The sequence below is a fragment of the Gemmatimonas groenlandica genome (assembly GCF_013004105.1).
Lineage (GTDB): Bacteria > Gemmatimonadota > Gemmatimonadetes > Gemmatimonadales > Gemmatimonadaceae > Gemmatimonas > Gemmatimonas groenlandica.
Genome location: NZ_CP053085.1, coordinates 744,869 through 769,066, shown reverse-complemented (window position 1 = coordinate 769,066; position 24,198 = coordinate 744,869). Strand labels below are relative to the sequence as shown.

General features: G+C 65.9%; 22 protein-coding genes and 1 riboswitch. Of the genes, 14 read left to right on the top strand and 8 right to left on the bottom strand.

All coding sequences use genetic code 11. The features are described from left to right. The first annotated feature begins 55 nt into the window (after positions 1 to 55). The 3 genes from HKW67_RS03165 (at position 56) to HKW67_RS03155 (ending at position 3,812) form a co-directional block, all read left to right on the top strand. Positions 56 to 1,438 carry a M16 family metallopeptidase gene (locus tag HKW67_RS03165; protein WP_171224014.1) on the top strand — a complete coding sequence of 461 codons (1,383 nt, stop codon included), beginning with the start codon at positions 56 to 58 and terminating at the stop codon, positions 1,436 to 1,438. Continuing rightward, the gene (locus HKW67_RS03160) at positions 1,438 to 2,895 is read left to right on the top strand and encodes a M16 family metallopeptidase (RefSeq protein WP_171224013.1); all 1,458 of its coding nucleotides are present in this window, start codon (positions 1,438 to 1,440) and stop codon (positions 2,893 to 2,895) included. The genes HKW67_RS03165 and HKW67_RS03160 overlap by 1 nt, the downstream gene beginning before the upstream one ends. An 80-nt stretch (positions 2,896 to 2,975) precedes the next feature. Beyond that, entirely contained in the window at positions 2,976 to 3,812 is an 837-nt protein-coding gene (locus HKW67_RS03155) for a sulfurtransferase (RefSeq protein WP_171224012.1), read from the top strand. 1 nt (position 3,813) lies between these two features. On the opposite strand, the gene HKW67_RS03150 is transcribed toward HKW67_RS03155, so the two are convergent. Next, positions 3,814 to 4,800 (bottom strand): ion channel, encoded by a 987-nt coding sequence (locus HKW67_RS03150; RefSeq protein WP_206044589.1) that lies wholly within the window; start codon positions 4,798 to 4,800, stop codon positions 3,814 to 3,816. Between the two features lie 71 nt (positions 4,801 to 4,871). Between HKW67_RS03150 and HKW67_RS03145 the strand changes: the two genes are divergently transcribed. The 8 genes from HKW67_RS03145 (at position 4,872) to HKW67_RS03110 (ending at position 13,871) form a co-directional block, all read left to right on the top strand. Continuing rightward, positions 4,872 to 5,201 (top strand): hypothetical protein, encoded by a 330-nt coding sequence (locus HKW67_RS03145; RefSeq protein WP_171224010.1) that lies wholly within the window; start codon positions 4,872 to 4,874, stop codon positions 5,199 to 5,201. A gap of 38 nt (positions 5,202 to 5,239) precedes the next feature. Beyond that, positions 5,240 to 6,394: a serine hydrolase domain-containing protein gene (locus HKW67_RS03140; RefSeq protein WP_171224009.1), complete on the top strand. Its 1,155-nt coding sequence runs from the start codon at positions 5,240 to 5,242 to the stop codon at positions 6,392 to 6,394. A 226-nt stretch (positions 6,395 to 6,620) separates the two neighbouring features. Beyond that, positions 6,621 to 7,139 (top strand): 5-(carboxyamino)imidazole ribonucleotide mutase, encoded by a 519-nt coding sequence (gene purE / locus HKW67_RS03135; RefSeq protein ID WP_171227528.1) that lies wholly within the window; start codon positions 6,621 to 6,623, stop codon positions 7,137 to 7,139. Beyond that, the gene (gene purK / locus HKW67_RS03130; RefSeq protein ID WP_171224008.1) at positions 7,136 to 8,323 is read left to right on the top strand and encodes a 5-(carboxyamino)imidazole ribonucleotide synthase; all 1,188 of its coding nucleotides are present in this window, start codon (positions 7,136 to 7,138) and stop codon (positions 8,321 to 8,323) included. The genes purE and purK overlap by 4 nt, the downstream gene beginning before the upstream one ends. Before the next feature lie 7 nt (positions 8,324 to 8,330). Beyond that, positions 8,331 to 8,708 carry a hypothetical protein gene (locus HKW67_RS03125; protein ID WP_171224007.1) on the top strand — a complete coding sequence of 126 codons (378 nt, stop codon included), beginning with the start codon at positions 8,331 to 8,333 and terminating at the stop codon, positions 8,706 to 8,708. 46 nt (positions 8,709 to 8,754) lie between these two features. After that, positions 8,755 to 9,996 (top strand): acetate/propionate family kinase, encoded by a 1,242-nt coding sequence (locus HKW67_RS03120; RefSeq protein WP_171224006.1) that lies wholly within the window; start codon positions 8,755 to 8,757, stop codon positions 9,994 to 9,996. 241 nt (positions 9,997 to 10,237) lie between these two features. After that, positions 10,238 to 10,312: riboswitch (SAM riboswitch) on the top strand. Between the two features lie 65 nt (positions 10,313 to 10,377). Then, positions 10,378 to 11,757 (top strand): O-acetylhomoserine aminocarboxypropyltransferase/cysteine synthase family protein, encoded by a 1,380-nt coding sequence (locus HKW67_RS03115; RefSeq protein WP_171224005.1) that lies wholly within the window; start codon positions 10,378 to 10,380, stop codon positions 11,755 to 11,757. Then, entirely contained in the window at positions 11,754 to 13,871 is a 2,118-nt protein-coding gene (locus HKW67_RS03110) for a homoserine dehydrogenase (RefSeq protein ID WP_171224004.1), read from the top strand. Before HKW67_RS03115 ends, HKW67_RS03110 begins: the two co-directional genes overlap by 4 nt. Before the next feature lie 10 nt (positions 13,872 to 13,881). Here the strand turns inward: HKW67_RS03110 and HKW67_RS03105 are convergent, their stop codons facing one another. Genes HKW67_RS03105 through HKW67_RS03095 form a run of 3 tightly spaced genes read right to left on the bottom strand, consistent with a single transcriptional unit; the run spans position 13,882 to position 17,941 of the window. Then, positions 13,882 to 15,531, bottom strand: coding sequence for a hypothetical protein (locus tag HKW67_RS03105; RefSeq protein WP_171224003.1), 1,650 nt, complete (start codon positions 15,529 to 15,531; stop codon positions 13,882 to 13,884). Beyond that, on the bottom strand, positions 15,528 to 16,709 hold the full coding sequence (locus HKW67_RS03100) for a hypothetical protein (protein ID WP_171224002.1): 1,182 nt from the start codon (positions 16,707 to 16,709) through the stop codon (positions 15,528 to 15,530). The genes HKW67_RS03105 and HKW67_RS03100 overlap by 4 nt, the downstream gene beginning before the upstream one ends. Before the next feature lie 32 nt (positions 16,710 to 16,741). Then, complete coding sequence (locus tag HKW67_RS03095; protein WP_171224001.1) at positions 16,742 to 17,941, bottom strand: P1 family peptidase; 1,200 nt, start codon at positions 17,939 to 17,941, stop codon at positions 16,742 to 16,744. Between the two features lie 55 nt (positions 17,942 to 17,996). Here HKW67_RS03095 and HKW67_RS03090 point away from each other — a divergent pair, with 55 nt between their 5' ends. From HKW67_RS03090 to HKW67_RS03080, 3 genes are read left to right on the top strand one after another with little or no spacing between them, the layout of a single operon-like run. Beyond that, complete coding sequence (locus tag HKW67_RS03090) at positions 17,997 to 19,088, top strand: DNA polymerase III subunit delta' (RefSeq protein ID WP_171224000.1); 1,092 nt, start codon at positions 17,997 to 17,999, stop codon at positions 19,086 to 19,088. A gap of 17 nt (positions 19,089 to 19,105) precedes the next feature. Further along, the gene (moaC, locus tag HKW67_RS03085; RefSeq protein WP_269141431.1) at positions 19,106 to 19,591 is read left to right on the top strand and encodes a cyclic pyranopterin monophosphate synthase MoaC; all 486 of its coding nucleotides are present in this window, start codon (positions 19,106 to 19,108) and stop codon (positions 19,589 to 19,591) included. 24 nt (positions 19,592 to 19,615) lie between these two features. After that, positions 19,616 to 20,422, top strand: coding sequence for a lytic transglycosylase domain-containing protein (locus tag HKW67_RS03080; protein WP_171223999.1), 807 nt, complete (start codon positions 19,616 to 19,618; stop codon positions 20,420 to 20,422). Positions 20,423 to 20,453: 31 nt separating this feature from the next. Here HKW67_RS03080 and HKW67_RS03075 read toward each other — a convergent pair whose 3' ends face one another. From HKW67_RS03075 to HKW67_RS03060, 4 genes are all read right to left on the bottom strand, one after another. Next, positions 20,454 to 22,106 (bottom strand): lytic transglycosylase domain-containing protein, encoded by a 1,653-nt coding sequence (locus tag HKW67_RS03075; RefSeq protein ID WP_171223998.1) that lies wholly within the window; start codon positions 22,104 to 22,106, stop codon positions 20,454 to 20,456. Between the two features lie 83 nt (positions 22,107 to 22,189). After that, the gene (locus HKW67_RS03070) at positions 22,190 to 22,666 is read right to left on the bottom strand and encodes a hypothetical protein (RefSeq protein WP_171223997.1); all 477 of its coding nucleotides are present in this window, start codon (positions 22,664 to 22,666) and stop codon (positions 22,190 to 22,192) included. A 252-nt stretch (positions 22,667 to 22,918) separates the two neighbouring features. Beyond that, a complete protein-coding gene (locus tag HKW67_RS03065; protein ID WP_171223996.1) occupies positions 22,919 to 23,434 on the bottom strand; it encodes a phosphatase PAP2 family protein in 516 nt (171 codons plus the stop codon). Between the two features lie 69 nt (positions 23,435 to 23,503). Further along, complete coding sequence (locus tag HKW67_RS03060) at positions 23,504 to 24,184, bottom strand: response regulator (protein ID WP_171223995.1); 681 nt, start codon at positions 24,182 to 24,184, stop codon at positions 23,504 to 23,506. Positions 24,185 to 24,198: the final 14 nt, after the last annotated feature.

The following is a 24,198-nucleotide window of genomic DNA, read 5'->3' as shown; positions in this document are numbered from 1 at the left end:
GTGGCTTGTGTACATTTCCAGCGCTACCAGCGACCCCTCTTCGACTTTCCGAACCATGACCCTGCGGTATCGCGTCGGTTTCTTCACGGCAGCCTGTCTGCTGGCGCTCGGAACCTCCGTTGGCCTCGCCTCCGCGCAAAAGGCGCCGACGATTCCCTACGAGAAGTTCACCCTGCCCAACGGACTCGAAGTGATCCTGCACGTGGATCGCTCGGTCCCGATCGTGGCCGTGGAGAACTTCTACAAGGTCGGCTCTGGCGACGAGAAGCGAGGCCGCACCGGCTTCGCACACCTGTTCGAGCATGTGATGTTCATGGGCTCGCAGAACGTGCCCGTCGGCAAGTTCGACGAATGGCTCGAAGCGGCCGGCGCCAGCAACAACGGCTCGACCAACTTCGATCGCACGAACTACTACGAAACCGGTCCGTCGAACGCCCTGCCCCTCATGCTCTGGCTCGACGCCGATCGCATGGGATGGCTGCTGCCGACCATGGACAAGGAAAAGCTCGACCTGCAGCGCGACGTGGTGAAGAACGAGCGGCGGCAGAGCTACGACAATGTGCCGTACGGACGCGCCTACGAAACGATCCTGCCGGTAATGTTTCCGTCGAATCATCCGTACTCTTGGCCGGTGATCGGTTCGCTGGCCGACCTGAGCGCCGCGTCGGTCACCGACGTGAGCGATTTCTTCCGTCAGTACTACGCGCCCAACAACGCCACGATCACCATCGCCGGTGACTTCAACGCCGACTCAGCCAAGACCTGGGTGCGCAAGTATTTCGGCAACGTCCCGCGGAACGCTGAGATTGCGCGACCGGTCGTACCCGCGGTGGCGCTGAAGAAGGATACCGTGATGATGATGGAAGACCGTGTGCAGTTGCCGCGTGCGTACTATGTGTGGCACAGCGTGAAGGCGTTCAGCCCCGACGATGCCGCGCTCGATGCGCTCACCGACATCATTGCCGGTGGCAAGAGCTCGCGTCTGTACCGTACGCTCGTGTACGAGAAGCAGATCGCGCAAGACGTCAGTATGGGCAACAGCTCGAGCAAGCTCGATGGCATGATCATGCTGACGGCGACCGCCAAGCCCGGCGTGCATCCGCGTGAGCTCGACGTCGAGATCGCGAAGGCGATCGCGGACGTGGCCGCACGTGGCGTGACCGAACGCGAGTTGATTCGCGTGAAGAACGGCATGCGCGCCAGCACCATCGACCGCTTGTCGAGCGTCCTCGGCAAGGCGACGCAGCTCAGTTACTACAACTACTTCACGGGCACGCCCGACTACATGGCCAAGGACCTCGAGCGCTACGAGTCGCTGACACTCGCTGACATCCAGCGCGTGGCGAAGCAGTACGTGGCCGGCCAGCCGAAGATCGTGCTCACGGTGGTGCCGGAAGGCAAGAAGGAACTCGCGTTGATCGCAGGAGACCTCCGCTGATGCGCCGCACACTGATGGTTCTCGCGTCGCTGGCGTCAGCGCCGGTGATGCTTTCCGCGCAGGCCGTGCTGGCGCAACCGGCATCGACCACGCCGCCCAAGCTGACCGCGCCGAAGCCGCTCACGCTGCCCACGATTACCGAGCGCGTGTTGCCCAACGGACTCAGGCTGGTGATCGTCGAGCAGCACGAGATTCCGGTGGTGGACGCGTCGCTCGTGATTCGCACTGGCGCCGAGGCCGACCCCAAGGGCAAGGCCGGACTGGCTACGCTCACTGCGAACCTGCTCGACGAAGGGGCCGGTACGCGTGATGCGCTCGGACTGGCCGAGCAGATCGGATTTCTGGCGATCGGCCTGCGCACCAGCGCCGGCTTCGAGCAGAGCACGATCGCGATGCATTCTACCAAGGCGACGCTCGACAGTGCGATGGGGCTCATGGCCGACGTCGCGCTGCGTCCCACATTCGCCGACAAGGAATTCCTCCGCCTCAAGAGCGAGCGCACCACCGGCTTGCTGCAGGAACAGGATCGTGGACCGGCCATGGCCGATCGCGCCTTCGCGGCGTTGGTGTACGGCGAGGCGCACCCCTACGGCCAAAGCACTATCGGCACCAAGGAGAGCACCGAGAGCCTCAGCCGCGAAGACGTACAGACGTTCTGGAAAACGTGGTACCGCCCGAACAACGCGACGCTGGTGATCGTCGGTGATTTGTCCGTGGCCGAGGCGGAATCGCTGGCGCGTCGCGCGTTCGGCGCGTGGACACGTGGCGCGCTACCGACGCTCCCGGCGAAGTCGGCACCGGCCAGTGCTGGTGGAAAGGCCACGACCATCTTCATCGTGGACAAGCCCAAAGCTGCGCAGTCGAGCTTTCGTCTCGGCGGACTTGGCGTCGCGCGCAGCACGCCGGACTACTACCCCCTCATGGTGGTGAACACGGCGCTGGGCGGTTCGTTCACCTCGCGCCTGAACAACACGCTGCGTGAGAAGAAAGGCTATACCTACGGTGCTGGCTCGAGCTTCACCATGCGCAAAGAGGCCGGTCCGTTCCGCGCCAACGCGGAAGTGGTATCGGCCAAGACCGATTCCGCGCTCATCGAGTTCATGCGTGAACTCAAGGCGATTCGTGATCCGCTGCCGGCCGAAGAACTCGCCAAGGCGAAGCGTTACCTGCAGCTCGGGTACGCCGAGAACTTCGAATCCACCGGTGACATCGCGGCGCAGCTCTCGCAGCTGATTCCGTATGGCTTGCCACTCACGACGCTCAGCGCCTTCAACGCCGGCATCGGCGCGGTCACCGTGCAGTCAGCACAGCGCGTCGCCAACAAGTACCTCGACCCTTCCAAACTCACTATCGTGATTGCCGGCGATCGCGCGACTATCGAACCCACGCTCAAGGCCACCGGCATCGCGCCGGTCGAAGTGCGTGACTCACGTGGCCGTCCGGTAATCACGCCGTGATGCGGCGCCTCGTCGCTTCCGTCGCCGTGGCCGCGAGCGCGCTCGCGGCCGGTGCCTGCCATCACGCTCCCCCCCGCGCGATGCCCGCTCCGAACCCGGCGAACATGCTCGTGACCACCGCCTGGCTGGCCGAGCACCAGAACGATCGCGATCTCGTGATGCTGCACGTGGGCAGCAAGGCGCAGTACGACAGCGGTCACATTGCAGGCGCCCGCCACACCGCACTCGACGAAGTGGCGCTGCCGAACGTGCCCGGTGGCCTCACGCTGCAGTTGGCGGGCGTGGAGCAACTGACCGCGTGGGCCGTGCGTAACGGCATCGGCGACCGGACGCGCGTGATCGTGATTCCCCATGATGGCGCGCTGCAATCCGCTACGCGCGTATTCATCACACTCGCGTACCTCGGCGCGATGGATCGCATCTCGCTGTTGAACGGCAGCTATCAGGCGTGGAAGAGCGAGTCGCGCGCCGTGACGACCGACGCTCCTGGCGCCGCGCCTTCGGCGACGTTTACGCCGAAGCTGCGTCCGGATATCATCGCCACGATCGCACAGGTGGAAGCCGCCACGAAAGACAACACGCGTCACATCGTGGACGCGCGCCTGACCAGATTCTTCAACGGTGACGGCGGCGGCTATCCGCGTCCTGGGCATATCCCGACCGCGGTGAACGTGCCGCTGTCAAGCGTAAGTACGAATGGCTATCTGAAGCCGGTCAGCGAACTGAAGACGTTGTTCGCCGACGCTGGCGTGGATCAGAGTAAGCCGGTGATCACCTATTGCCACATCGGGCAGCAGGCGACACTGCTCTGGTTCGTGGCGACGATGCTCGGGCACGATGCGCGCATGTTCGACGGCTCGTTCCAGGAGTGGAGCGGCACGGCGCGCTTGCCGGTGGTGGGCCCGCCGGGCAAGTAGGTCAGGGGCGTTCGTGCGGCGCGGCCAGCGACGGAAGGTCGACCGCGTCGTGCAGATCGATCTGCGTCAGATCGACGGAGACGCCGCCGTCGGCGCGTGACGTCTGCAGAATGTTGCGAAACTTGGCGCCCCACACCAACTCGTCGCTGCGATACGAACGTCGTGACGAGACGCGGGTCGCGAACGTCTCGTCGGTGCCGTGCATGAGCACGAGGATCTCTGCCTCCCGCGCATGCAGATCGCCCGCCGACATTCCCCAGAGCGGACTGTCGGCGGTTATTGGATGGACCAGCGTCCACGTGGTCGGCAGGAAGCTCACGGCACGGCGGTCGAGAGCCAGAGGATAGTAGCGACGGCCACCGCCATCGCTGTCGGTGTCGCGTAAGGTCACCGTCACTTGCGCTTCCAGCTCGATCAGTTCGTTCCTGCGACGATTGGCAATGCGAAACATGAGTGCCGTCCCGCCGTTGAATGGCGCGATCACGGCGACAGAGCTGAACTGCAGCGCCATCGTCGGGCGTGCGAATCGCGCAAACAGGAGCCCCGTGATCAGGGCTTGCGCCATCAGGCCCACCAACGCCTCGGCGGTGACGACGAGATTGCCAGCTACGCCATTGGCGACGATCGTCCCGTAGCCGATCGTCGCGAAGGTTTGCACACTGAAGAAGAACGCGCGCCAGAACAGACCACCGGAGTGATCGACCGACGCACCGCTGAGGGCGTCGTTGCCGAGCAGCAGAAAGACTGCGGCGAAGAGCAGATTGATGCCGACGTAGATCAGCGCTGTCCAGCCGAGAAACCGGCCCCAGGTCACGGTCAGGGCATCGTGATACAGGCTACCGCCTTGCGTCCACGAGAGGCCCTCGCGGCGAACATTGAACGTGCCGTCGGCATTCAGGAGTCGACTGCCGCGCGTGTTGGACAGATCACGTCCAAGGCCGAAGTCGCCCTTGTCTTCGTGTGGCGGCGGGGGAAGCATCGATGACATGGGCGGGAATTTAGCACCGCTGGTCGCTATCCTACTCCGATGTCGACTCTCTCCCCTCCACCGTCACGCCGGTGCATCTGACCCGGGTCAACGTTCCAGCGCTGGTGGCCCTCTGGGCGCGCGGCATCGACGACGCGGCGCGTACGGGGAGCGCAGAGCTGCCCGATGAGCTCCTGGGCGTGCGCCACGAGATCGCGCTACGGTTACGCGTGCGACCGGCGAGTGCCGAAACGCGCGACCTGCTCACGGAGTTCGACGACGCCTTTCGCGCAATGACGCAGGCAAGTGCGCACTGCTGGTATGGCGACGAACGAGCGGCGGCTGAAGGCTGGACAGCGGCGCGTGAATGGTACTTTTGGCGAAGTACGGCGCAAACCGACGTCACCCCGTCCCCGACGTGAGCGCTTAACGCGAACGACCGGAGTCCCGTCTAACAGGCATGACACGCTTCATGGGACTCTGCATCGCAGTGGCGATGCTCTCGTCGCAGGCCGTAGGGGCCGAGCTGGCGGCACAGGCGCCGACAAACGCGCAGTTCGAACGGGCCGCGGCGTATGCCTCGCGCACGGAGGGACAGGCGGTGCTGGTGATGCATCGCGGACGCATCATTCACGAGCGCTACATCGGCGAGGGTAGTGCATCGAAGTCGATGATGCTCGCCAGTGGGAGCAAGAGCTTCGTTGGCGTGGCCACGATCGCGGCGGTCGCGGATGGACTCGTCAGACTCGATCAGCCCGTGGCCGATCTGCTGCCCGAGTGGAAAAGCGATGCCCGCAAGTCACGCGTGACGGTGCGCCAACTCCTTTCGCTCGAGAGCGGCATCGAGACTGGTAATCCCGGCACGGGCTGTGGCGGCCCCCGGAGTACGTGGGCCGACGCGGTCGCGGCCCAAGCGCTTGTCGAACCGGGCACCCGGTTCCGTTACGGTCCGTATCCCTTCATCACGATGGGCGCCGCCATCGAACGGGTGAATCCGCGCGAGTCATTCGAGGCCTATCTCGCACGTCGCGTCCTGGCGCCGCTGGGCGTAAAGGTGGACTGGCGCATGACGTGCGGCGATGGCAAGCCACAGCTGGCCGGCGGCGCCGCGATGACGGCACTTGACTGGGCCACGTTCGGCGAAATGATCCGACGGGGCGGCATGCATGGCACCACGCGCATTCTGCCAGCCGAGCTGGTCTCCCAGCTGTTCCGCCCGAGTTCCGTCAATCCGGCGTATGGCATGTCCTGGTGGCTTCGGGATGCGGCGTTTCAGACCAATCCGGCCATGGGCGCACCGGGTGTCGGGGCCGGCGACGACGACACCGCGTCGGGGGCGGGAGCGCGCGGCGCCGCGCGTGGCCGGATCATCGAACGGCTGAAACAGCGGGCCGCCGCCCGACGTGGCACCGGCAGCGCCGGCCGCGGTAGTGATGCCGATTCCCGCGCCGCCGGCAGCGACTGGCTACCGCGCGATCTGGTCATGGCGGCGGGGGCCGGCAAACAGCGGCTGTACCTGATTCCGTCGCAGGAGCTGGTCATCGTGCGGATGGGACCCGTGCGGGGCGGCCGAGCTTTCAAAGACGACGAATTTCTGGCGGCCCTGCTGCGGTAGTCGGACACCCTGAGATTCAACGACTCCGAGTCGTTGAACGGGCCGCGGCTTCAACGACTCCGAGTCGTTGAACGAGCCGGCCGGGTTGGAGGCGGTCACGCGCGCGCGTAACTTTGGACCTCAGAGCGGCCCCCGTTGGGCTGCCGATTCCCTTTACGGAGTGCACGTGACCGCTGCTGCCGACAGCTCGATCGCTGCCGCGACCACGCCACTGATCGGTGTGGTCATGGGTAGCGCGAGCGATTTCGACACGCTCGCCCCGGCCTGCGAGATTCTCGCCGAGCTTGGCATCCCCTACGAGGCGCGCGTGGTGTCAGCGCATCGCACGCCCGACTGGCTGTTCGAGTACGCCGAAACGGCATTCCCCCGTGGGTTGCGGGCGATCATCGCCGGGGCCGGTGGCGCGGCCCACCTTCCGGGGATGCTCGCCGCCAAGACGCTGGTGCCGGTCCTCGGCGTGCCGGTGGTCGCGACACCCTTGAACGGCATGGATGCACTGCTGAGCATCGTGCAGATGCCGGCGGGTGTGCCGGTCGCCACCTTCGCCATCGGGAAGCCAGGCGCGTCGAATGCGGCGCTATTCGCCGCGCAGTTGCTCGCCGCCGACGATGCCTCGCTGCGTGACAAGCTCGCCGCCCGTCGGAGCAGCAAGGCCACGGAAGCGCTCGCGCGCCCGCTGGCCGCCCCGAATGCGATCGCCCCCAACGCGGTCGCGCCCAACGACTTCATTCCGTCCGCCACGTGACGCCGATTCTTCCGGGCGCCACGATCGGATTTCTCGGTGGCGGACAGTTGGGACGCATGACCGCCTTCGCGGCGCGCTCCATGGGATACGACATCCAGGTGCTCGATCCTGACGCCGCCTGCGCCGCGCGTGCGGTGGCCTCTCGCACCATCACGGCGCCGTTCGACGACATCGCGGCGGCCGTCGAACTCGCGAAGTCGTGCGATGTCGTCACGCTGGAAATCGAACAGATCCATCCGGATGTGCTCGACGCGGTCGCCGAACACACCGCGCTTCGACCGGGGCGAGCGCCGGTGTACATCATTCAGGATCGCATCCGTCAGAAGGAGTGGCTGCACGCGCAGGGCTTTCCGCTCGGTGCGTTCGTTGCCGCGGCATCGGCAGCGGACGTGGAAGCGGCCGTCCGCGAACACGGCGCGTGCATCGCGAAGTCCACGCACGGTGGCTACGACGGTCGTGGTCAGGTTCGCTTGCGCGAGCCTGAGCAGGCAGCGGATGCCTGGGAGGCACTTGGCGGTCGTACATGTCTCGTCGAGAAGATGGTGTCGATCGACTACGAGATCTCGGTGATGGTCGCGCGCCGACCGGGCGGCGAGATGGCAGTGTATCCACCATCGCGCAATCACCACACGAGCGGCATTCTCACCTGGGCGGTGATCCCAGCCGTCATTGCTCCGGAGATGTCCGAGAAGGCGCAGTCGCTGGCATCAGCGATCACCGAGCGCATCGGCATCGTGGGACTGCTGGCCGTCGAATGCTTCGTGACCACCGAGGGCGAGCTGCTGGTGAACGAACTCGCCCCGCGTCCACACAACACGTATCACCACAGTGAGCGTGGACTCGCCACCAGCCAATTCGAGCAGCTCGTCCGCGCCGTGTGCGATTTGCCGCTGGGTAGCACCGAGGTGCATGCCCCGTCGGCCATCGTGAACCTGCTGGGCGAAGTCTGGTTACAGCACGAGCCGCCACACACGACGCACGCGCTCCAAGTACCCGGCAGTCGCTTGCATTTGTATGGCAAGGCCGGCGCGCGCGGCGGCCGCAAGATGGGCCATCTCTCAGCGGTCGGCGAGAGCGCCCAGCAGGCCCTCGGGCGCGTACTCGAGAGCTACCGGCGCCTGTCGCCGGAAACGATCGCGAGCTTCGATGTGCACGAGCCCGTGCTCGCTCGCTCCACTAACTGACCCCCACATGTTTCCGCGCGACTTCTACGAAATTCTGCACGTCATCGGCATCGCCATGCTGTTCGTCGCCATCGGTGGCGTGGCGACGCATGCAGCGAACGGGGGCTCCAAGGGTACGAGTTCCACGCGCCCGTTGATCGGTTCGATTCACGGCCTCGGTGCCCTGCTGATCCTTGTGGGCGGGTTCGGCATGCTGGCCCGACTCGGATTCATGCACGGCACCAATTTTCCGGGATGGTTATGGGTCAAGATCATCGTGTGGGTGATCCTCAGCGCCGTGGTACTGCTGCCGTACCGCAAGCCGGGACTGGCCAAGCCGTTCTTGCTCGTGCTCCCGCTGCTGGCCGGCTTGGCGGTGTACATGGCGCTGTACAAGCCGTTCTAGTGCACCCTGCCCTTCCGATCTCCGTTCCCCACGAACGCGTGCAGCCGTGAACATTCTCGTGCTCAACGTGGGCTCGGCGACCCTGAAATTTCAGGTGGTCGTCACCGACGCGGATCGGATCAATACTGACCGTGACGAGCGCCTGATCCGCGGTCAGATCGAGCGCATAGGCGGCGAGTCGATCATCACGATTCGCGGTGCCGACGGTGTCTCGCGCAAGCGCACAGCATCGCTGCGCGATTTGCGCGCGGCAGTCGACTGGCTGGTAGGGTTCGTCACGTCGGAAGAGAGCGGTACCGGCCTCACCAGCCGCGGCGAACTGCACGCGGTGGGTCATCGTGTGGTCCATGGCGGCGAGCGATTCCGCAGCAGCGTCGCGATCGACAGCAGTGTATTGCACGGCATCGAGGAAACGATCGAACTCGCGCCGCTGCACAATCCGCACAACCTCCGCGGCATCGAAGCGGCGCGTGCGGCGCTCGGCAGCGGTGTGCCGCAGGTAGCGGTGTTCGACACGGCATTTCATCACACGTTGCCGGAACACGCCTACCTGTACGCGATTCCGTACCCGCTCTACCGTCGGCACAAAGTGCGTCGCTACGGCTTTCATGGCACGTCGCACCGTTCCATCGCCTATCGCTGGCGCACACTGACCGGCCGCGACCGCGCCGATGTGCGCATCGTGACGCTGCATCTTGGCAACGGCTGCTCAGCCTGCGCGATCAAGGGCGGCGCATCGATCGACACGAGCATGGGCTTTACGCCGCTGGAAGGACTCGTGATGGGCACACGCTCCGGTGACATCGACGCCGCACTGCTGGACTACATCGCGGCGAAAGAAGGGCTCACGCTGCCGCAGGTCGAAGCGCTGCTGAACAACCAGTCGGGACTGCTCGGCATTTCCGGCCTCACCAACGATATGCGCGATCTGCTCGCCGAAGCGGACGAGCATCAGGATCGTCGCGCGAAGCTGGCCATCGACATTTTTTGCTATCGCGCGCGAAAGTATGTGGGCTCGTATCTCGCCGCGATGGGGGGCGCCGACGCCATCGTGTTTGCCGGCGGCGTCGGAGAGAACTCGCCCGAGATCCGCCGACAGATCTGCGACGGCCTGCAGTGGGCCGGACTGCACGTCGACCCGACGGCGAACGAGGCGCTCACACATGGTCGCGAGGGACGTTTCTCGACCGACGAGTCCCCGCTCGCGGCGTGGGTGGTGCCCACCGACGAAGAGCTGTTGATCGCTCGCGACACCTTCCGCGTCATTGCCGGCGTCGAGCCGACCTGAAGCATTGCGGCGCGCAGGGGGTTGCAGATTTCGCGGAATCGGACGATACTGACGTGTGCGCGGCGGTTTCCCCGATTTGACGGGCCGCGCACTCAGTGCCTGTGGCACTGACTATCCGTCTAAGTCGAGGTCCTGACGGCCTTCGACGAGAAATCGGCGATGGCCGTCAGTCGTTTCAGGCAGTCGATCCTCGAGATTCGAACAGAAAAACTGAAGGTGAAGGGCCATCGGCATTCGCCGGTGTCGCTTCCGTGGTGATTTGCCGCCGATTGCCGCCACGTAAAACAAGGAGCTAAACTGCGATAGCGCCCGGCGGCCATCTATCCGCCCGGGCGCGTTCGTGTTGTTGGGCGGCACTCACCCAATTTGGAGAGTGCCACGATGTCCGATTCCACCACTTCTGCACCCCGTCAGCAGGCCGTCGACACGCTCGCCCTGCACGTGGGCCAGGAAAAGCCCGACGGTGCCACCGGCGCCCGCGCCGTGCCGATCTATCAAACGAGTTCCTTCGTGTTCGACAGCCCCGAACACGCCGCCGATCTGTTCGGTCTCCGCGCCTTCGGCAACATCTACACGCGCATCAACAATCCGACCACCGACGTGTTCGAGCAGCGCATTGCCGCGCTCGAGGGTGGCGTGGCGGCGGTAGCCGTCGCGAGCGGCCAGGCCGCACAGACGCTGGCGCTGCTGAACCTCGCCGAGGCCGGCGACAACATCGTGGCGTCACAGTCGTTGTATGGCGGTACCGTCAGCCTGCTCACCCATACGCTCCCTCGCCTCGGCATTCGCACGCGCTTCGTGGACATTCACGATCACAAGGCCGTTGCCGCGGCGATCGACGAAAACACCAAGGCCGTGTACGTGGAAACCGTGGGCAACCCGGCGCTCGACGTGCCCGATCTCACCGCGTTGGCCAAGCTGGTGCACGAGTACAACGTACCGCTGGTGGTGGACAATACGTTCGCGCCGATCATCACGCGTCCAATCGATCATGGTGCCGACATCGTGCTGCACAGCGCGACGAAGTGGATCGGCGGACATGGCACGTCGATCGGCGGCGTGATCGTCGACAGCGGCCGCTTCGACTGGGGCGCCACCGCACGGTTTCGGAAATTCTTCAACGATCCCGAGCCGGCGTACCACGGCCTTCGCTTCTCCGAGGCCTTCGGCAATGTGAACGGCGCGAACATCGCGTTCGCCGTGCGCCTGCGGGTACTGCTGCTGCGCGACATCGGCGCGGCGCTGTCGCCGTTCAACGCCTTCCTGTTCCTGCAGGGACTCGAAACGCTTCCGCTGCGCATCCGTCAGCACAGCGCCAATGCACTCAAGGTCGCCGAATTTCTGCAGTCGCATCCCTCGGTGTCGTGGGTGCGCTATCCGGGACTCGCCTCGCATCCCACACACACGCAGGCGGTGGCGCATCTCAAGGGTGGCTTCGGTGGAGTGCTCACCTTCGGTGTGCGCGGCGGCGAAGCCGCGGCGCGACGCTTCATCGTGGAGGCCAAGCTGTTCTCGCTGCTGGCCAACGTCGGTGATGCGAAGAGCCTCGTGATCCATCCGTGGACGACCACGCACGAGCAGCTTGGCGAGACGGAACGGCGCGCCGCCGGAGTGACGCCCGATCTCGTACGATTGTCGATCGGCCTCGAAGATGCCGACGACCTCATTGCCGATCTCGATCGCGCGCTGGCAGCTGCCGTCGCGGCCGACGCTGGTCGGACCACTACTGCTGGCCCGCAGCGGAGCGAGCACGCCGCATGAGCACCCTGCCCTCGAGTCTCCTGGTCGGACGCGCCGCCGTGCGCGTTCCGCGATCGTCGATTCCCTCGCGTGCCACAGTCGGCACAGCGAAGAGCGGCACCTCAGCGTGGCCGATTCGCGATGAGACGATCACGTTTCACGACGTCGCGCTCGAGCGCGGCGACCGGCTGGACCGCGTTGATGTGCGGTATCGGCTCGAGGGTACGCTCGACGCAGCGCGCGACAACGTGGTGCTCGTCGTGCACGCACTCACCGGCACCACGCACGCCAGCGACTGGTGGAAGGGCGTGATCGGCGCGAATGCCGCGATTGACCCCACCAAGCACGCTGTGCTCTGCGCGAACCTCCTCGGGGGCTGCGACGGCACCACAGGGCCGACCGATGACAATCCGGACGCGTTACCACCGTTCAGCACGCGCGATCAGGCCACCGTGCTGGCGCGCTTGCTCGACAGCCTCGGCATCACCGCGCCGTTGCTGGTGTGCGGCGGATCGCTCGGCGGCATGGTGGCGCTCGAGTTTGCCGCGAGCTTCCCTGACCGCGTCCGGTCGGCGGTCGTGCTGGCAGCGCCCGCCGCGCAAACGGCACAAGGCATCGCCTGGAACGCGATCATGCGGCGCGCGATCGCGCTGGGCGGCGTGCGTGAAGGACTCGCTTTGGCGCGCATGGTCGGCATGCTCAGCTATCGCACACCCGAGGGACTCGAACGTCGTTTCGGCCGGTCGCGCAGCGAGCACGACACCTTTCAGGTGCGCGACTGGCTTGAAGTACACGGTGACAAACTCGTCTCGCGCTTCGATGCCACGAGTTACGGCGCGCTGATCGATGCGATGGACGAGCATGACGTGGGCCGCAATCGCGGTGGACTCTCGGCCGCCCTCTCGGTTGTCGGCGACCGCCTGATCGGCGTTGGCATTCCCGGGGACCTGCTCTATCCCGCCGAGAGTGTACGTGAATGGACGACCGCGGCGAAAGCCACGTACGTGGAGCTGCCCTCCATTCATGGGCATGATGCGTTTCTGCTCGAAGTGGATCGGGTCTCTGCGGTCATCGCCAAGGCGATCGCCGAGTCTGAACTACGCAACGCATCAGCGCCGGCCCGCGCGGCGGCGACGACGACGCCGATTGTCACGTCGGTGACACCGCGCGTACGTCCGCTGCGCGTGGCACTCGCCGGCTGCGGCCATGTCGGCGGCAGCTTGCTTGACCTGTTCGGTGAACGGGCGCAGCAACCTGGCGACGCGCAGCCCATTCGCGTCGATCGCGTGTTGGTGCGCGATGCCGAACGTCCGCGCCCCGCCCTCGCGCAGGCGATTGCGCGGGGCATCGCCGCACCGGATGCCTGCATCACCGACCCTACGCTGTTGCTCAGCGACGATATCGATGTACTGGTGGAAGCGATCGGTGGCACGACGACAGCGCGGACCTTGGTGGAGACAGCGCTTCGTCGAGGCATCCGCGTAGTAACGGCGAACAAGGCCTTGCTCGGTGAGCGCGGCTCGTCACTCGCCGCCCTCGCGCGCATCACCGACACGCGTCTCGACTTCGAAGGTGCGGTGTGCGGTGCGATTCCCATCGTGCGGTGCGTTCGCAGTGGCGCCGCCGGTGTGGGCATCACCAAGGTGAGCGGCATCCTGAACGGCACGAGCAACTACGTGCTCGAGAAGGTTGCCGAAGGTGCCTCGTTGGCCGAAGCGGTCGCCACGGCGCAGCGACTGGGCTACGCTGAGGCGGATCCGACGCGCGACCTTTCCGGTCAAGACGCCGAAGACAAGCTGCGCATTCTCGCCTGGATGTGTTTCGGCGTCGATCCCGCCACACTCAAGGTCACGCGGCGCGGCATCGACGCCGAGACCGCCGCGTGGGCCACACGCGTGGCTCTCGAAGGCGATCGCGTGAAACTCATCGCCAGTTGCACGCGAGAAGGCGACGAACTCGTCGCACGCATTTTTCCCACGCGCATCACCAGCGACGATCCGTGGGCGCGAGTGTCGGGCCCGTTCAATCGCATCGTGGTGGAGAGCGAAACGGCCGGATCACTCGTGTTTCAGGGACCGGGTGCCGGAGGGCGCGCCACGGCTGGTGCGGTGCTGGCCGACATCGTGGCGCGATAGCACGACCGCACTAACGCGTGAAAGGTCGTACCGGCTCTCCTACCGAGACGTCGAACGCGGCTGTTTCTATCGCGTCGTTGCGCCGCACCTGCACGAACACGCGGTAGGCACCTGCCGTCGGGAACGCAAAGGGGAACGCGAGCGCACTCGGTCCTGCCGCGTGCGCGGCGTGCGATCCACCTGATGCCATTTCCGCCGTCGCCATCTCCGCCGTCGCCATCTCCGCCGTCGCTATGGCGGCGGAGAGCTGTGCGGAATCGAGCAACGCGGTATCGCCGCGCTCTCGGCGCATGAGCTGCGCCTGCGCGGTCATGCTGGCCGTTCCCATCGGGTGCAGATGCATGAATACGCCGGCGTCTCGGCGCAGTACCATAGCGTGTCCACCCATACCCATGTACGGCGCAAGCGTCGACAGCGACCCGTCGGCATTCGTGACCGTGGCGACCAGCCGGAGATCGCGCTCCGCGTCGACCCTCGCGTCCGCAGTAAGCACCATCGTTCCGCCACTCGCGAGGCGATAGGCGACGCCGAGCGGCACGGGCGTCACCGCGCTCCACGCGTCATCGGTGTCGAGCGAGGGAACTACCGCTGAGCTCACGACGGTAGCAACAGCGCCATCCTCGCCGGGTACGACGGGTGCGACCGGCAGGTCGATCGTATCTACCAACGTGCGTTGTGCGCCGTTCTGCAGCAGCAGGTCACCGAACAGCAGGTATCGTCCAGCAGTCATCGGGGGGATGCGTGTCACGAACGTATCCGCATGCACGCGCAATGGATGTAAGTGCGCGAGGACGCTCGTTCCCTCCGCGCCGTCGGCGCGGATGAGAAACAGGTGCATCAATTTGCCGTGGTCGGGCATCACCGGGGCGAATCGATTGGTGAGCCACAGGGAATCGGTAATCGCCATGGTCAGCACACGCTCTGCGTCCACCAGTCGAACCGACGCCTGCATCGCGATCGGCTTCAGCATGCGACGCTCGTACGCACGTTCTTCCACATCCCACCACTTCGATCCCCCGAACAGCGCGAGCGCAAGCAGCGCCGCACCGGCCCCAATCGCGATGCGCGCACCGCGCACCCTCGCGGGGGGAGGCAATTGCCCCGGGGCCACCGGCCCTTCGCGCACGGCGGCGCCGATGATGGTGAGCATGCCCGCCACCAGTAGCGTGCCGAGCGCGATCAGGACGGCCGCCATGCCGCGCTCCATTCCAAGCGTTCGCGTGGCGCTCGTTTGCATCGGCACCACCACCGTTCCGTTGCCCGCCGGACCCTCGACGGCGACGTACACCGCGTAGATGCTGGCCGTCATGATCCACAGGTCGTGCGCCCACACACCGGGATCGCCGGGCACGATCGCGGCGTCTTCCGCCGGTGGCGCGCCTTTCGTGCCCACGTTCCATTGCGCCGCACGCACTGTGACGCGCGAAGGCGTTCCGCTCAGCACACGCACCGCAATGGGCACCTGAGCCGGGACCACTCCGGGCGGATTGATCAGCACGCGTACGGGATAGCCGCCGGCCTGTCCTTCGAACACGACCTGATTGGTGCCCACATGCGCCGACAGGAGCACGAACGCCAACAGCGCGCTGCTGAGCAGCGTGAGCCGAGCACCCATTCGCGACAACCGCGCGATGGTGCGCACCGAACGAACGCGCGTCACCGGCGCACCGAGCGTAGCCAGTCGCCCCAGCCGAGTCCGACACGCGCCGACAACACCGCAATCAGGCACGCCAACCCGAATGCGCTCACCGTGCGCGAGATCGGCTCGATGGCGAACTGGCGCATGGGGCGCAGCCAGTCCGGCGGCATCATGTAGGGAATATTGTCGGTGTTGAAGAACCAGTTCCGCGACGCATCGCTCACGAGAAAGTTCGCGAACGGCCACTGCGTCACCGCATGCACCGCCAGGAACAGCACACCCAACGCGGCGGCCTGCACCCACGCATGACGTTCACGAAGACGCGGCATGAGCAGGTCGATACCGATGGCCGGGAGCAACAGCAGCAGCGGGAAGTCCAACGACACCATATGGGTGACGGCGGTGCGGATCGGTCCGAGCTTGGGAGATCCCTCGAACAATGGCAGGACCCAGGCCTGCGCACACATGACGAGCGTGTAGACGAGCGCCGTGGCCGTCGCGCCGAATCGAAGCCGCGTACTGCGCGCAGCCGCCACGAGTGCGAACGGAAACACGAGGGCCGAGACCACGTAGAAGCTGCCAAGGTGCATCGCTTCGCGATCGTGATACTCGGTCGTGAAGATCGACAGCATCGCGAGCACCAGTCCACCCGTGTAGGCCACGATGTACGGCGCCACTCCCGATGCCTCCGCGGCGCGATCGGCGCTCCGATCTGCTTCGCGTCCCTGCTCCGCCACCGCCATGATCAGCGCGCCGCCGAGAATCGTGATGAAGCCCAACGCCAGCAGGGCATGCGGCGGGCTGATGATCTTGACGTCGAGTCCGTAGGCGGCGTGCCACCAGTCATCGAACGGCGCCGACGTCAGCATCGCGACCGCCCCCCAGATACAGAGCCATCCACCCAGCGGCCCGTTGAACAGGCGCCACACGGTGACCCCGTCGTCGGGCGCGCCTTTCGTGAAGAATGAGCGACGCAAGACTTCGAAGCCGCAGGCCAGCCCGGCGACCGCCCCGCCGGTGTAGATCGCCAGATGGGCCGGCGTCCAGAACGTGTCGCGGCCGATCGTCATGTGCCACGAGATATCCCAGATGAGACCCACGATCACACTGGTGGCTGCAAACACCACCGCCGCCAGCTGCCACGGGAGTGCGCGTGTCGTCGAGCGCGAGTCGACACGGCTACGGTCAGCCGTGGTCATGCGGAGAGAGGCCGAATCCATGATCGTGTCCGTTATCGAGGGGCGCGAATACCGCGGGCTTGCAGCAGCACGCGCACGGAATCGCGTGGCAATGGGTTCACGCGTCCGGCCCGCGTCGAGACCGGGGTCGCCATCAGCAGCGCGTCGTACAACGCTTCCTCCGTCGCTTCCGTCACCGCTTGAAACAGCGCCGACATGGCTTCGTTCCCCAGTTCGTCGTTCGTGGACAGCGTCGCATCGGGCGAACGACGCACGCGCGGCGACGTCGAGAAGGCAATCACGTAGTCGCCGGAGCCGTTCGACGCACTGGAGCCGGTGCGCGCGAGCCCCATGACCGCCCGGGCCCCCATCCGCTCGAGGTTGCGGGAGAGCACCGGCGCGTCAGTGGCGATCACGATCATGCACGACCCGTCACCCTGCTCGGCGCCCGCGTCGCCGAAGCCGCCCGCCCCCGGCGGAGTGCCCGCCGCCCGTTCCACATCACGCTGGAATGCGTAACGACCCAACAGCTGCCCAACCGGCACGCCGGCCATCTGTAGCACACCGCCGTAGTTGCCCTGCACGATCACGCCAACGGTGTAGCCGCCCAGGGAAGCGGGCAGCTTCCGCGACGACGTGCCGATGCCGCCCTTCCAGCCGAACATCACGGTACCATGCCCGGCGCCGACGCTGCCTTCCGCAACCCGTCCGCTGTCGGCATTCGCCAGTGCGCGGTTCACGGCCGCGGCTATACCCGGCCGCGCCCGAGTGGCATTGAGCTGCCCATCGTTCGTTTCACCCACGACGGGGTTGATCGACCGCACATTCGCGTTCTCCGGCTTCGCCAGCATGTACTGGGCGAGCGCGTCACCCGCTTGCCAGATGCACAGCGTGCACGTGAGCAACACCGGAGTCTCGAGCTCACCCAACTCCCGCAGTTGGGTGACGCCGAGCAGCTTGCCGAAGCCATTGCCCACATGCAGGGCCGCGGGTACGCGATCGCGATAGAGATCGCCCCCGTGTGGAATGATGGCGGTAACTCCCGTTCGAACGGAGTCGCCGAGCGTCACCGTCTCATGGCCGACGCGCACGCCGGCCACATCGGTGATGGCGTTGTTGGGACCGGGCGCGAAGACCCCGGGAGCCAACCCGATGGCGCGGGCGCGCTGTTGGGCGGCCAGCGGTGCCGACGCTGCGACCACCGCGAGCCCGACGGCGACGAGGCGGGTGCTGCGACCAGAAAACTGAGTCATCGGAGTCATGAAGGCGGACTGACGGGGAGGACCGTGATCCCTGCATATTGCGCGCATGTCGCTTCGCCCGCTCTACGGACATGCCGCCCTGCGGCATCGGCTCACGGCGGCGGCCGCCGATGACCGGCTGCCGGCCAGCATCATGCTGCAAGGTCGCCGCGGTGTCGGCAAGCAGCGCCTCGGACTTTGGCTCGGACAATACCTGCTCTGCGAGCGGGCGCTGTCGGAACGCCTCGACGAACCGTGCGGCGACTGCCAGCACTGCCGATACACCGTGCGCGGCATGCACCCCGACCTGCACTGGTTCTTTCCGCGTCCGCGTCTCAAGGATGGCGACGCGTCGCCGGATGACGTGAAGGCGGACTACAGCGAGGCCATCGCCGAGCGCATGGAGGCGGAGGGGCTGTGGGCGCCCTCGATCGGTACGGAGGGGCTCTATGTCGCCACCGTGCGCGCGCTGGTGCATCAGGCGTCGCTACGCCCGGCGATGGCGCGCCGGGCGGTGTTCGTGGTCGGCGACGCCGAGCGCATGGTGTCGCAGGAAGGCGCCGATCAGGCGGCTAACGCCTTTCTCAAGCTGCTCGAGGAGCCGCCGCCGGGCACGACGATCATTCTGACCACCAGCGAGCCGGGCAATCTGCTTCCCACCATCAAGTCGCGCGTGGTCGCGATACGCGTGCCCACCCTCAGCCGCGCTGACATCGACGCGTTTCTCGACGACGCGGTGGTGGTGCGCAAGCTCGCGCGCGTTCCACGCGACGAAGCGCTGGCGCGGATGAATGGCGCACCCGGCGAGTTGTTCGCTGGCGAATCGATGGCGGCGGCGTTCACGGCGGCGCGGCGTATTCTCGACGCCGCGTTGCAACCGTCCACACCGGACGGCACGGCCGAACGCATCAAAGCCGCGGCGCGTCAGGGCGTAGCCGGTGCGCGCGGTGCATTCACCGATACCCTTGAGGCGTTGACGCATCTGTTGCATGCACGCGCCAAACAGTTGGTCGATGTCGGACGTGAGGCGGACGCGCGACGCACCGCGTCGGCGGTGGTCATTGTTGAATTCGCGAAGGCCAAGGCACAGGGCAATGTGAGCCCGCAACTGCTTGGTGCCTCGTTGCTCTCCTCCCTCCACCGGACCCTCCGCCCGTGAGTCCAGACAAGCCGGAAGTGCCCGCGCGCGAGTTTTCGCACCTGGATGCGGCAGGAAATTTCACCATGGTGGATGTGGCGGAGAAGCCGATTTCGGTCCGTTCGGCCCTCGCCAGCGGCTCGATTCGAATGGAGGTGAGCACGCTTAAAGCAATACGTGACAACACATTAAAGAAAGGCGATGTGATTCCGGTTGCGCGGCTCGCCGGCATTCAGGCTGCGAAGCGGACGGCCGACCTCATCCCGCTCTGCCACCCGCTCCCTTTGTCGGGGATCGATGTCCGGGTTAACGTTGATGAGTCCCTACCGGGCCTTCGGGTCGAGGGATTCGTCAGGACCACCGCTCAGACCGGGGTGGAGATGGAAGCGTTGACTGCAGTCTCCGTGTCGTTGTTGACGATTTACGACATGGCGAAGGCAATCGACCGGACAATGGTGATCTCCGAGATCGTGCTGCGCGAAAAGCGCGGCGGCACGAAGGGGGATTTCACCCGAGATCCGTGAGTGTCCTGCTGATCGAGAGGTGTCATGACCGATTCTACCGATTCGACCGATAAAGTACCGAGCCGCGACGCGGTGGCTCGCAGACGACGGATGCATCGTCGTCATGCAAAGCGTCGTTTGACGAGTGTGTTCTCAGCGGCAGCGGTGGTGTTTACGCTCGCCGTGATCGTGACTCCCGACGCCCCCTCGCCTGCGGTGGCTCCGGCGATTGCCTTCAACGGGATGACGGCAACCGCACCGGCCGCTTCCAAGGCCGCCAGCCTGCCGATCCAGCCGCTCTGGCGTCCGGCGGGTGAGGTGCTCAAGCGCTCGAAGGCCGTTTCCGCAGCCCCGACGCTCCCTTTCGGGCACGATGCAAAGGAAGGCGAGCGTCGCGAGTCGCTCAGTCGCTTGCATCGCATCTATACATACAGCGCCAAGTACCGCATCAAACCGGAACTTGCCCGCCGGATCTATGATGCCGCCACGACGGCCGGCATCGAACCGGAGTTGGGCTTCCGACTGGTGCGCGTGGAAAGTGTCTTCGACACGCGGGCCGTCAGCTCCGCCGGCGCGTTGGGACTCACGCAGCTCATGCTCGGTACGGCCCGCGAGTTCGAGCCCAACGTCACCCGGGAACAGTTGCTCGACCCCGATGTGAACCTCAGGATCGGCTTCAAATACCTCCGTGGCCTCATTCGCGACTATAAGGGCGATCTCAAGCTGGCCCTGTTGGTCTACAACCGCGGTCCGGTGGCGGTGCAGCGGTCGCTGAGCATGGGCATGAGCCCCGCCAACGGCTACGAGAGCATCATCACGAAGGGCTACCGCGGCCGTGGGTATTTGGACTGACGGCGAAGTAGGGAGTACGGAGTAGGGAGACCTACTTTCTCGGCGGCGTCTTCTTCTTGGAGGACGCCGTCTTCTTTTTGGCGACGGGCTTCTTCTTCGCCGTCGACTTCTTGGCGCCGGACTTCTTCACCGTCGCCTTCTTGGCACTCGCCTTCTTGGCACTCGCCTTTTTGGCGGCGGACTTCTTCGCCGACGACGACGTGCTCGACGCCGTCGAGGTGCCGCTGCGCACGCGCAGCGTCTGGCCGGCGATTACGCGAGAGCCTTTGATGCCGTTCAGCGATTTCAGCCGGGGCACCGTGGTGCCGTAGCGCTTGGCAATCGCCCCGAGCGACTCCCCCCGCTTCACCACGTGAATGCCGCGGGAGGTCAGCGTGGTCGGCGACGAGCCGCCGTACCGCTCGATGCCGGGATCGGGGATCTCCCGCGCGAAATCGATCGCCAGGTCGCTCGGAATCCGTAGCGACTGACCGGCGACCAGGCGCCCCTTCTTGGTCGTCTTGATCGTCGGATTGAACCAGCGAAGCTGCTTGACCGTCACGCCATGCGCGTCGGCGAAACCGGCCGGCGTGCCGGTGCTGCCACTCACCGAGGCCATCCGGAAGCCTCGGCGATCCTCTTCGGGAATGCTGTCGAGCGCCAGGCGCGTGCGATCCGCCAGTCCAACCGGCACGCGCGCCCAGATACTCGCGTCGGGCGGAGTAATACCCCGCAGGACCGCCGGGTTCAGGTCGCGCACTTCCGCCTTCGTCGCGCCGCTGGCCGCCGCGATGTGCGCGAGGCTGGTGCCCGGGGTGACCAACACGGAATCGTACCCGTACAGCGGCAAGGAGTCGATCACCAGCCCATAGCGGGCCGGCATCTTGGCCACGAGCGCCGCCGCGATGATTTGCGGCACGTAATTCTTGGTTTCGGCTCGCAGATAGTCCTGCTCGGCAAGCGCAAAGAAACGATCCTCGCCTTCGGCGCCATCCATCTCGCTGGCGAATCGCGTGAGACCACGCGCAACACGACCGGGGCCGCCGTTGTACGCCGCCGCCGCCAGATACAGTGAGCCAAACTGCTTCTGCAGGTCGCGCAAGAAGCGGATCGCCCCATCGGTCGAGCGCGCCGGGTCACGACGCTCGTCCATCCACCAATCCACGCGCATGCCCACGCCACGGGCGGTGCCGCTCATGAACTGCCACATGCCCACCGCCGCCGCGCGCGAGTAGGCATGCGGGTCGTAGCCGCTTTCGATCAGTGCGAGGTAGGTCAGGTCTTCCGGCATACCACTCGCCCGAAGCTTTGCCCGTATCATCGGCTCGTAGCGCGTGCCGCGTGAGAGACGCGCAAGAAACCGCTCCTTCGCGCTGTTCGAGAAGAGCCCGACATAGTGCTCGACCCGATCGTGCGTTTCGTACGAGCGGACGTTGATGTCCCAGATCGGGTCGTCAGCGATGCTGGCCGAGTCGGCGGGATGGAGTACGGCGCTGTCGCCGAACACCGCCACCACCGCGCTGACGACTTCATCCGTCGTGGCGCGATCCGCCTTCGCCGTGGGTGCCGTGACCGTCGCAGCGACTGGCGCGGACTTGGCGGCGACGGGTGTCGGCGTGGTGACGGGAGCGACCGATCCTGCACGGCCGCACGCTCCGGTCGCGAGTAACAGCAGGACCGGTGCGAAATGGAAGGGAAGTTTCACGCGGGGAACCTAACGAGAACCGGATCGAAGGGGTGGCCGGTCGGACCCCTCGCCCCGTGTGACGTTCCTTCAGCCCGCTGACTTCAGGCGACGGACGACAACTGATCGAGCAGGGGCGAAGACAGCCGGTTGGCAGCATGCAGCGCAGCACGCGCCGTGGCCACCAATTGATCGTCCTCGACGATCGCTGCTCCAACGATACGCGTCACAACTCCGTCATGCTGAGCGAAAACGGCCACCATCATCACGGTCGTGTCGAACGCACGTACTGGCTTCACGCCGATCAACTCGAAGGTCAGCGCACCGCCCGTGGCCTGCGTGATGGCATGCAGGGTCGCGAGCGCCGCGAGGCGCAGATCACCTCCCGGACACGCCGACCCTTCCTGACGACTCACGATCCGCTGTGACTCGGCCGGTCCCTCGAACTCCACCGACACGCGTGACGTTGCGACCGGCCCGCGCTCCAAACGGCAGCTCAGAAGCCGCAGCCGATGGGCCGCACCATTCGGGGTCACGCGGGTCGTCGTGAGGCTGCCGGCGAGCAGCTCCGGGAGAAACATGTCAGGAGATCGGGGCGAAGGTGGGGTGTTCACAGGGGTGACGACCCATCTGAGAGGCTGTCACGGCGGGGTGTGACGTGTCGCACACCGACTACGCGGCGAACGCCAGAATGCAAACTCCTTAGGGAGCAGGAGGGAGGGTATCAGGGGGGGGAGGCAGGGAAACATCGCGTCGTTCCTGCTCCCTCCTTCCTGAGACCCTCCCTCCTGCTCCCTAGGGAGTTCGCAGTTCGCGGTTCTCCTGCCCGCTCCCTACCCCAGTATCGGGTACGCCGATATCAGCGCGATCGCCTGCCCCATGAGCACATCGCCGGGGTAGTGCACACCCAGCATGACGCGGGAGAAACCGACCAGCAGCGCCGCGATGAGGAGCGGCACGGTGAGCGCCGGTACCGCGCTTGCGACGCCGAGCGCGAGGGCCATCGCCGCGCAGGCGTGCCCCGACGGGAAGGAGAACCGATCGGGGACGAGCACCAACGCTCCCGACGATTCACCGGCCGATGGCCGCGGCCGACCCACCGACCGCTTGATCAGCTGCACCACCAGATGCGACAGCCCGAGCAGACACAACGTGCGCCAGCTGAGCGCGAACGAGCCATCGGGAAGCAGCGACTGCGTGAGGGCGAGACCGATGCTGGCGCGGGCGCCGCCAAGGTGGGTGAGGGAGGTCCAGAAGCGCCGGCGCGAACGCGCGGTGGTGGACCTCAGGGCGAGGCGGGCGAACAAGGCGCGGTCACGCGCATCGAGTCGAATCAGCCATGGGCTCATGGACAAATAGATTCGTCATCGCGCGTGACGGCGCGCCGACGGAACGATCACCGGCGGGACACGGGGATGTCACGCGTCGGCGACCAACCCCGCTTCAAGCGCGAATCGCGTGAGCCCCGCGACGCTGTGAATCTCGAGCTTCCGCATCAGACTCTCGCGATGCGCCTCCACCGTTCGTCGACTGATACCCAGCTCCGCCGCGATCGCCTTGTTGGTCAGTCCACGGGCCACGCCGCTCAGCACATCGCGTTCGCGCGGTGTGAGCTGCTCGAGCTGCACCTGCGGCGCCGACACCGGTGCCGCTTCGCTCGCGGTGAGTCGTTTCACGACGGCGGGACTGAAGAACGTACCACCAGCATGCACCGCGTGAATCGCTGCCCGCAATTCCTCGCCGGCCGAGTCTTTCAGCAGATAGCCGTGCGTACCGATGCGCATCCCTTCGCGCACGTACTCCGTTTGGTCGTGCATGCTCAACATGAGGATGCGCGCCGAGGGCAACGCCTCGCGAAGGCGCGCGGCAGCATGCAGTCCGGTCTCTTCGGGCATCGTGATGTCGAGCACGACGACATCCGGTGCGAACTGCAGCGCCATTTCCACAGCGATGCGGCCGTTCGCGGCCTCCGCCACCACTTCGATGCCCGGATCCGCATCGAGCACGTAGCGCAAACCTTCGCGTACGAGCGCGTGATCGTCGGCGATCAGCACGCGAATACGCGCGGGCTCCTGCCCGACTTCAGACGGTCGTTTCACGAGATGCTCGCACG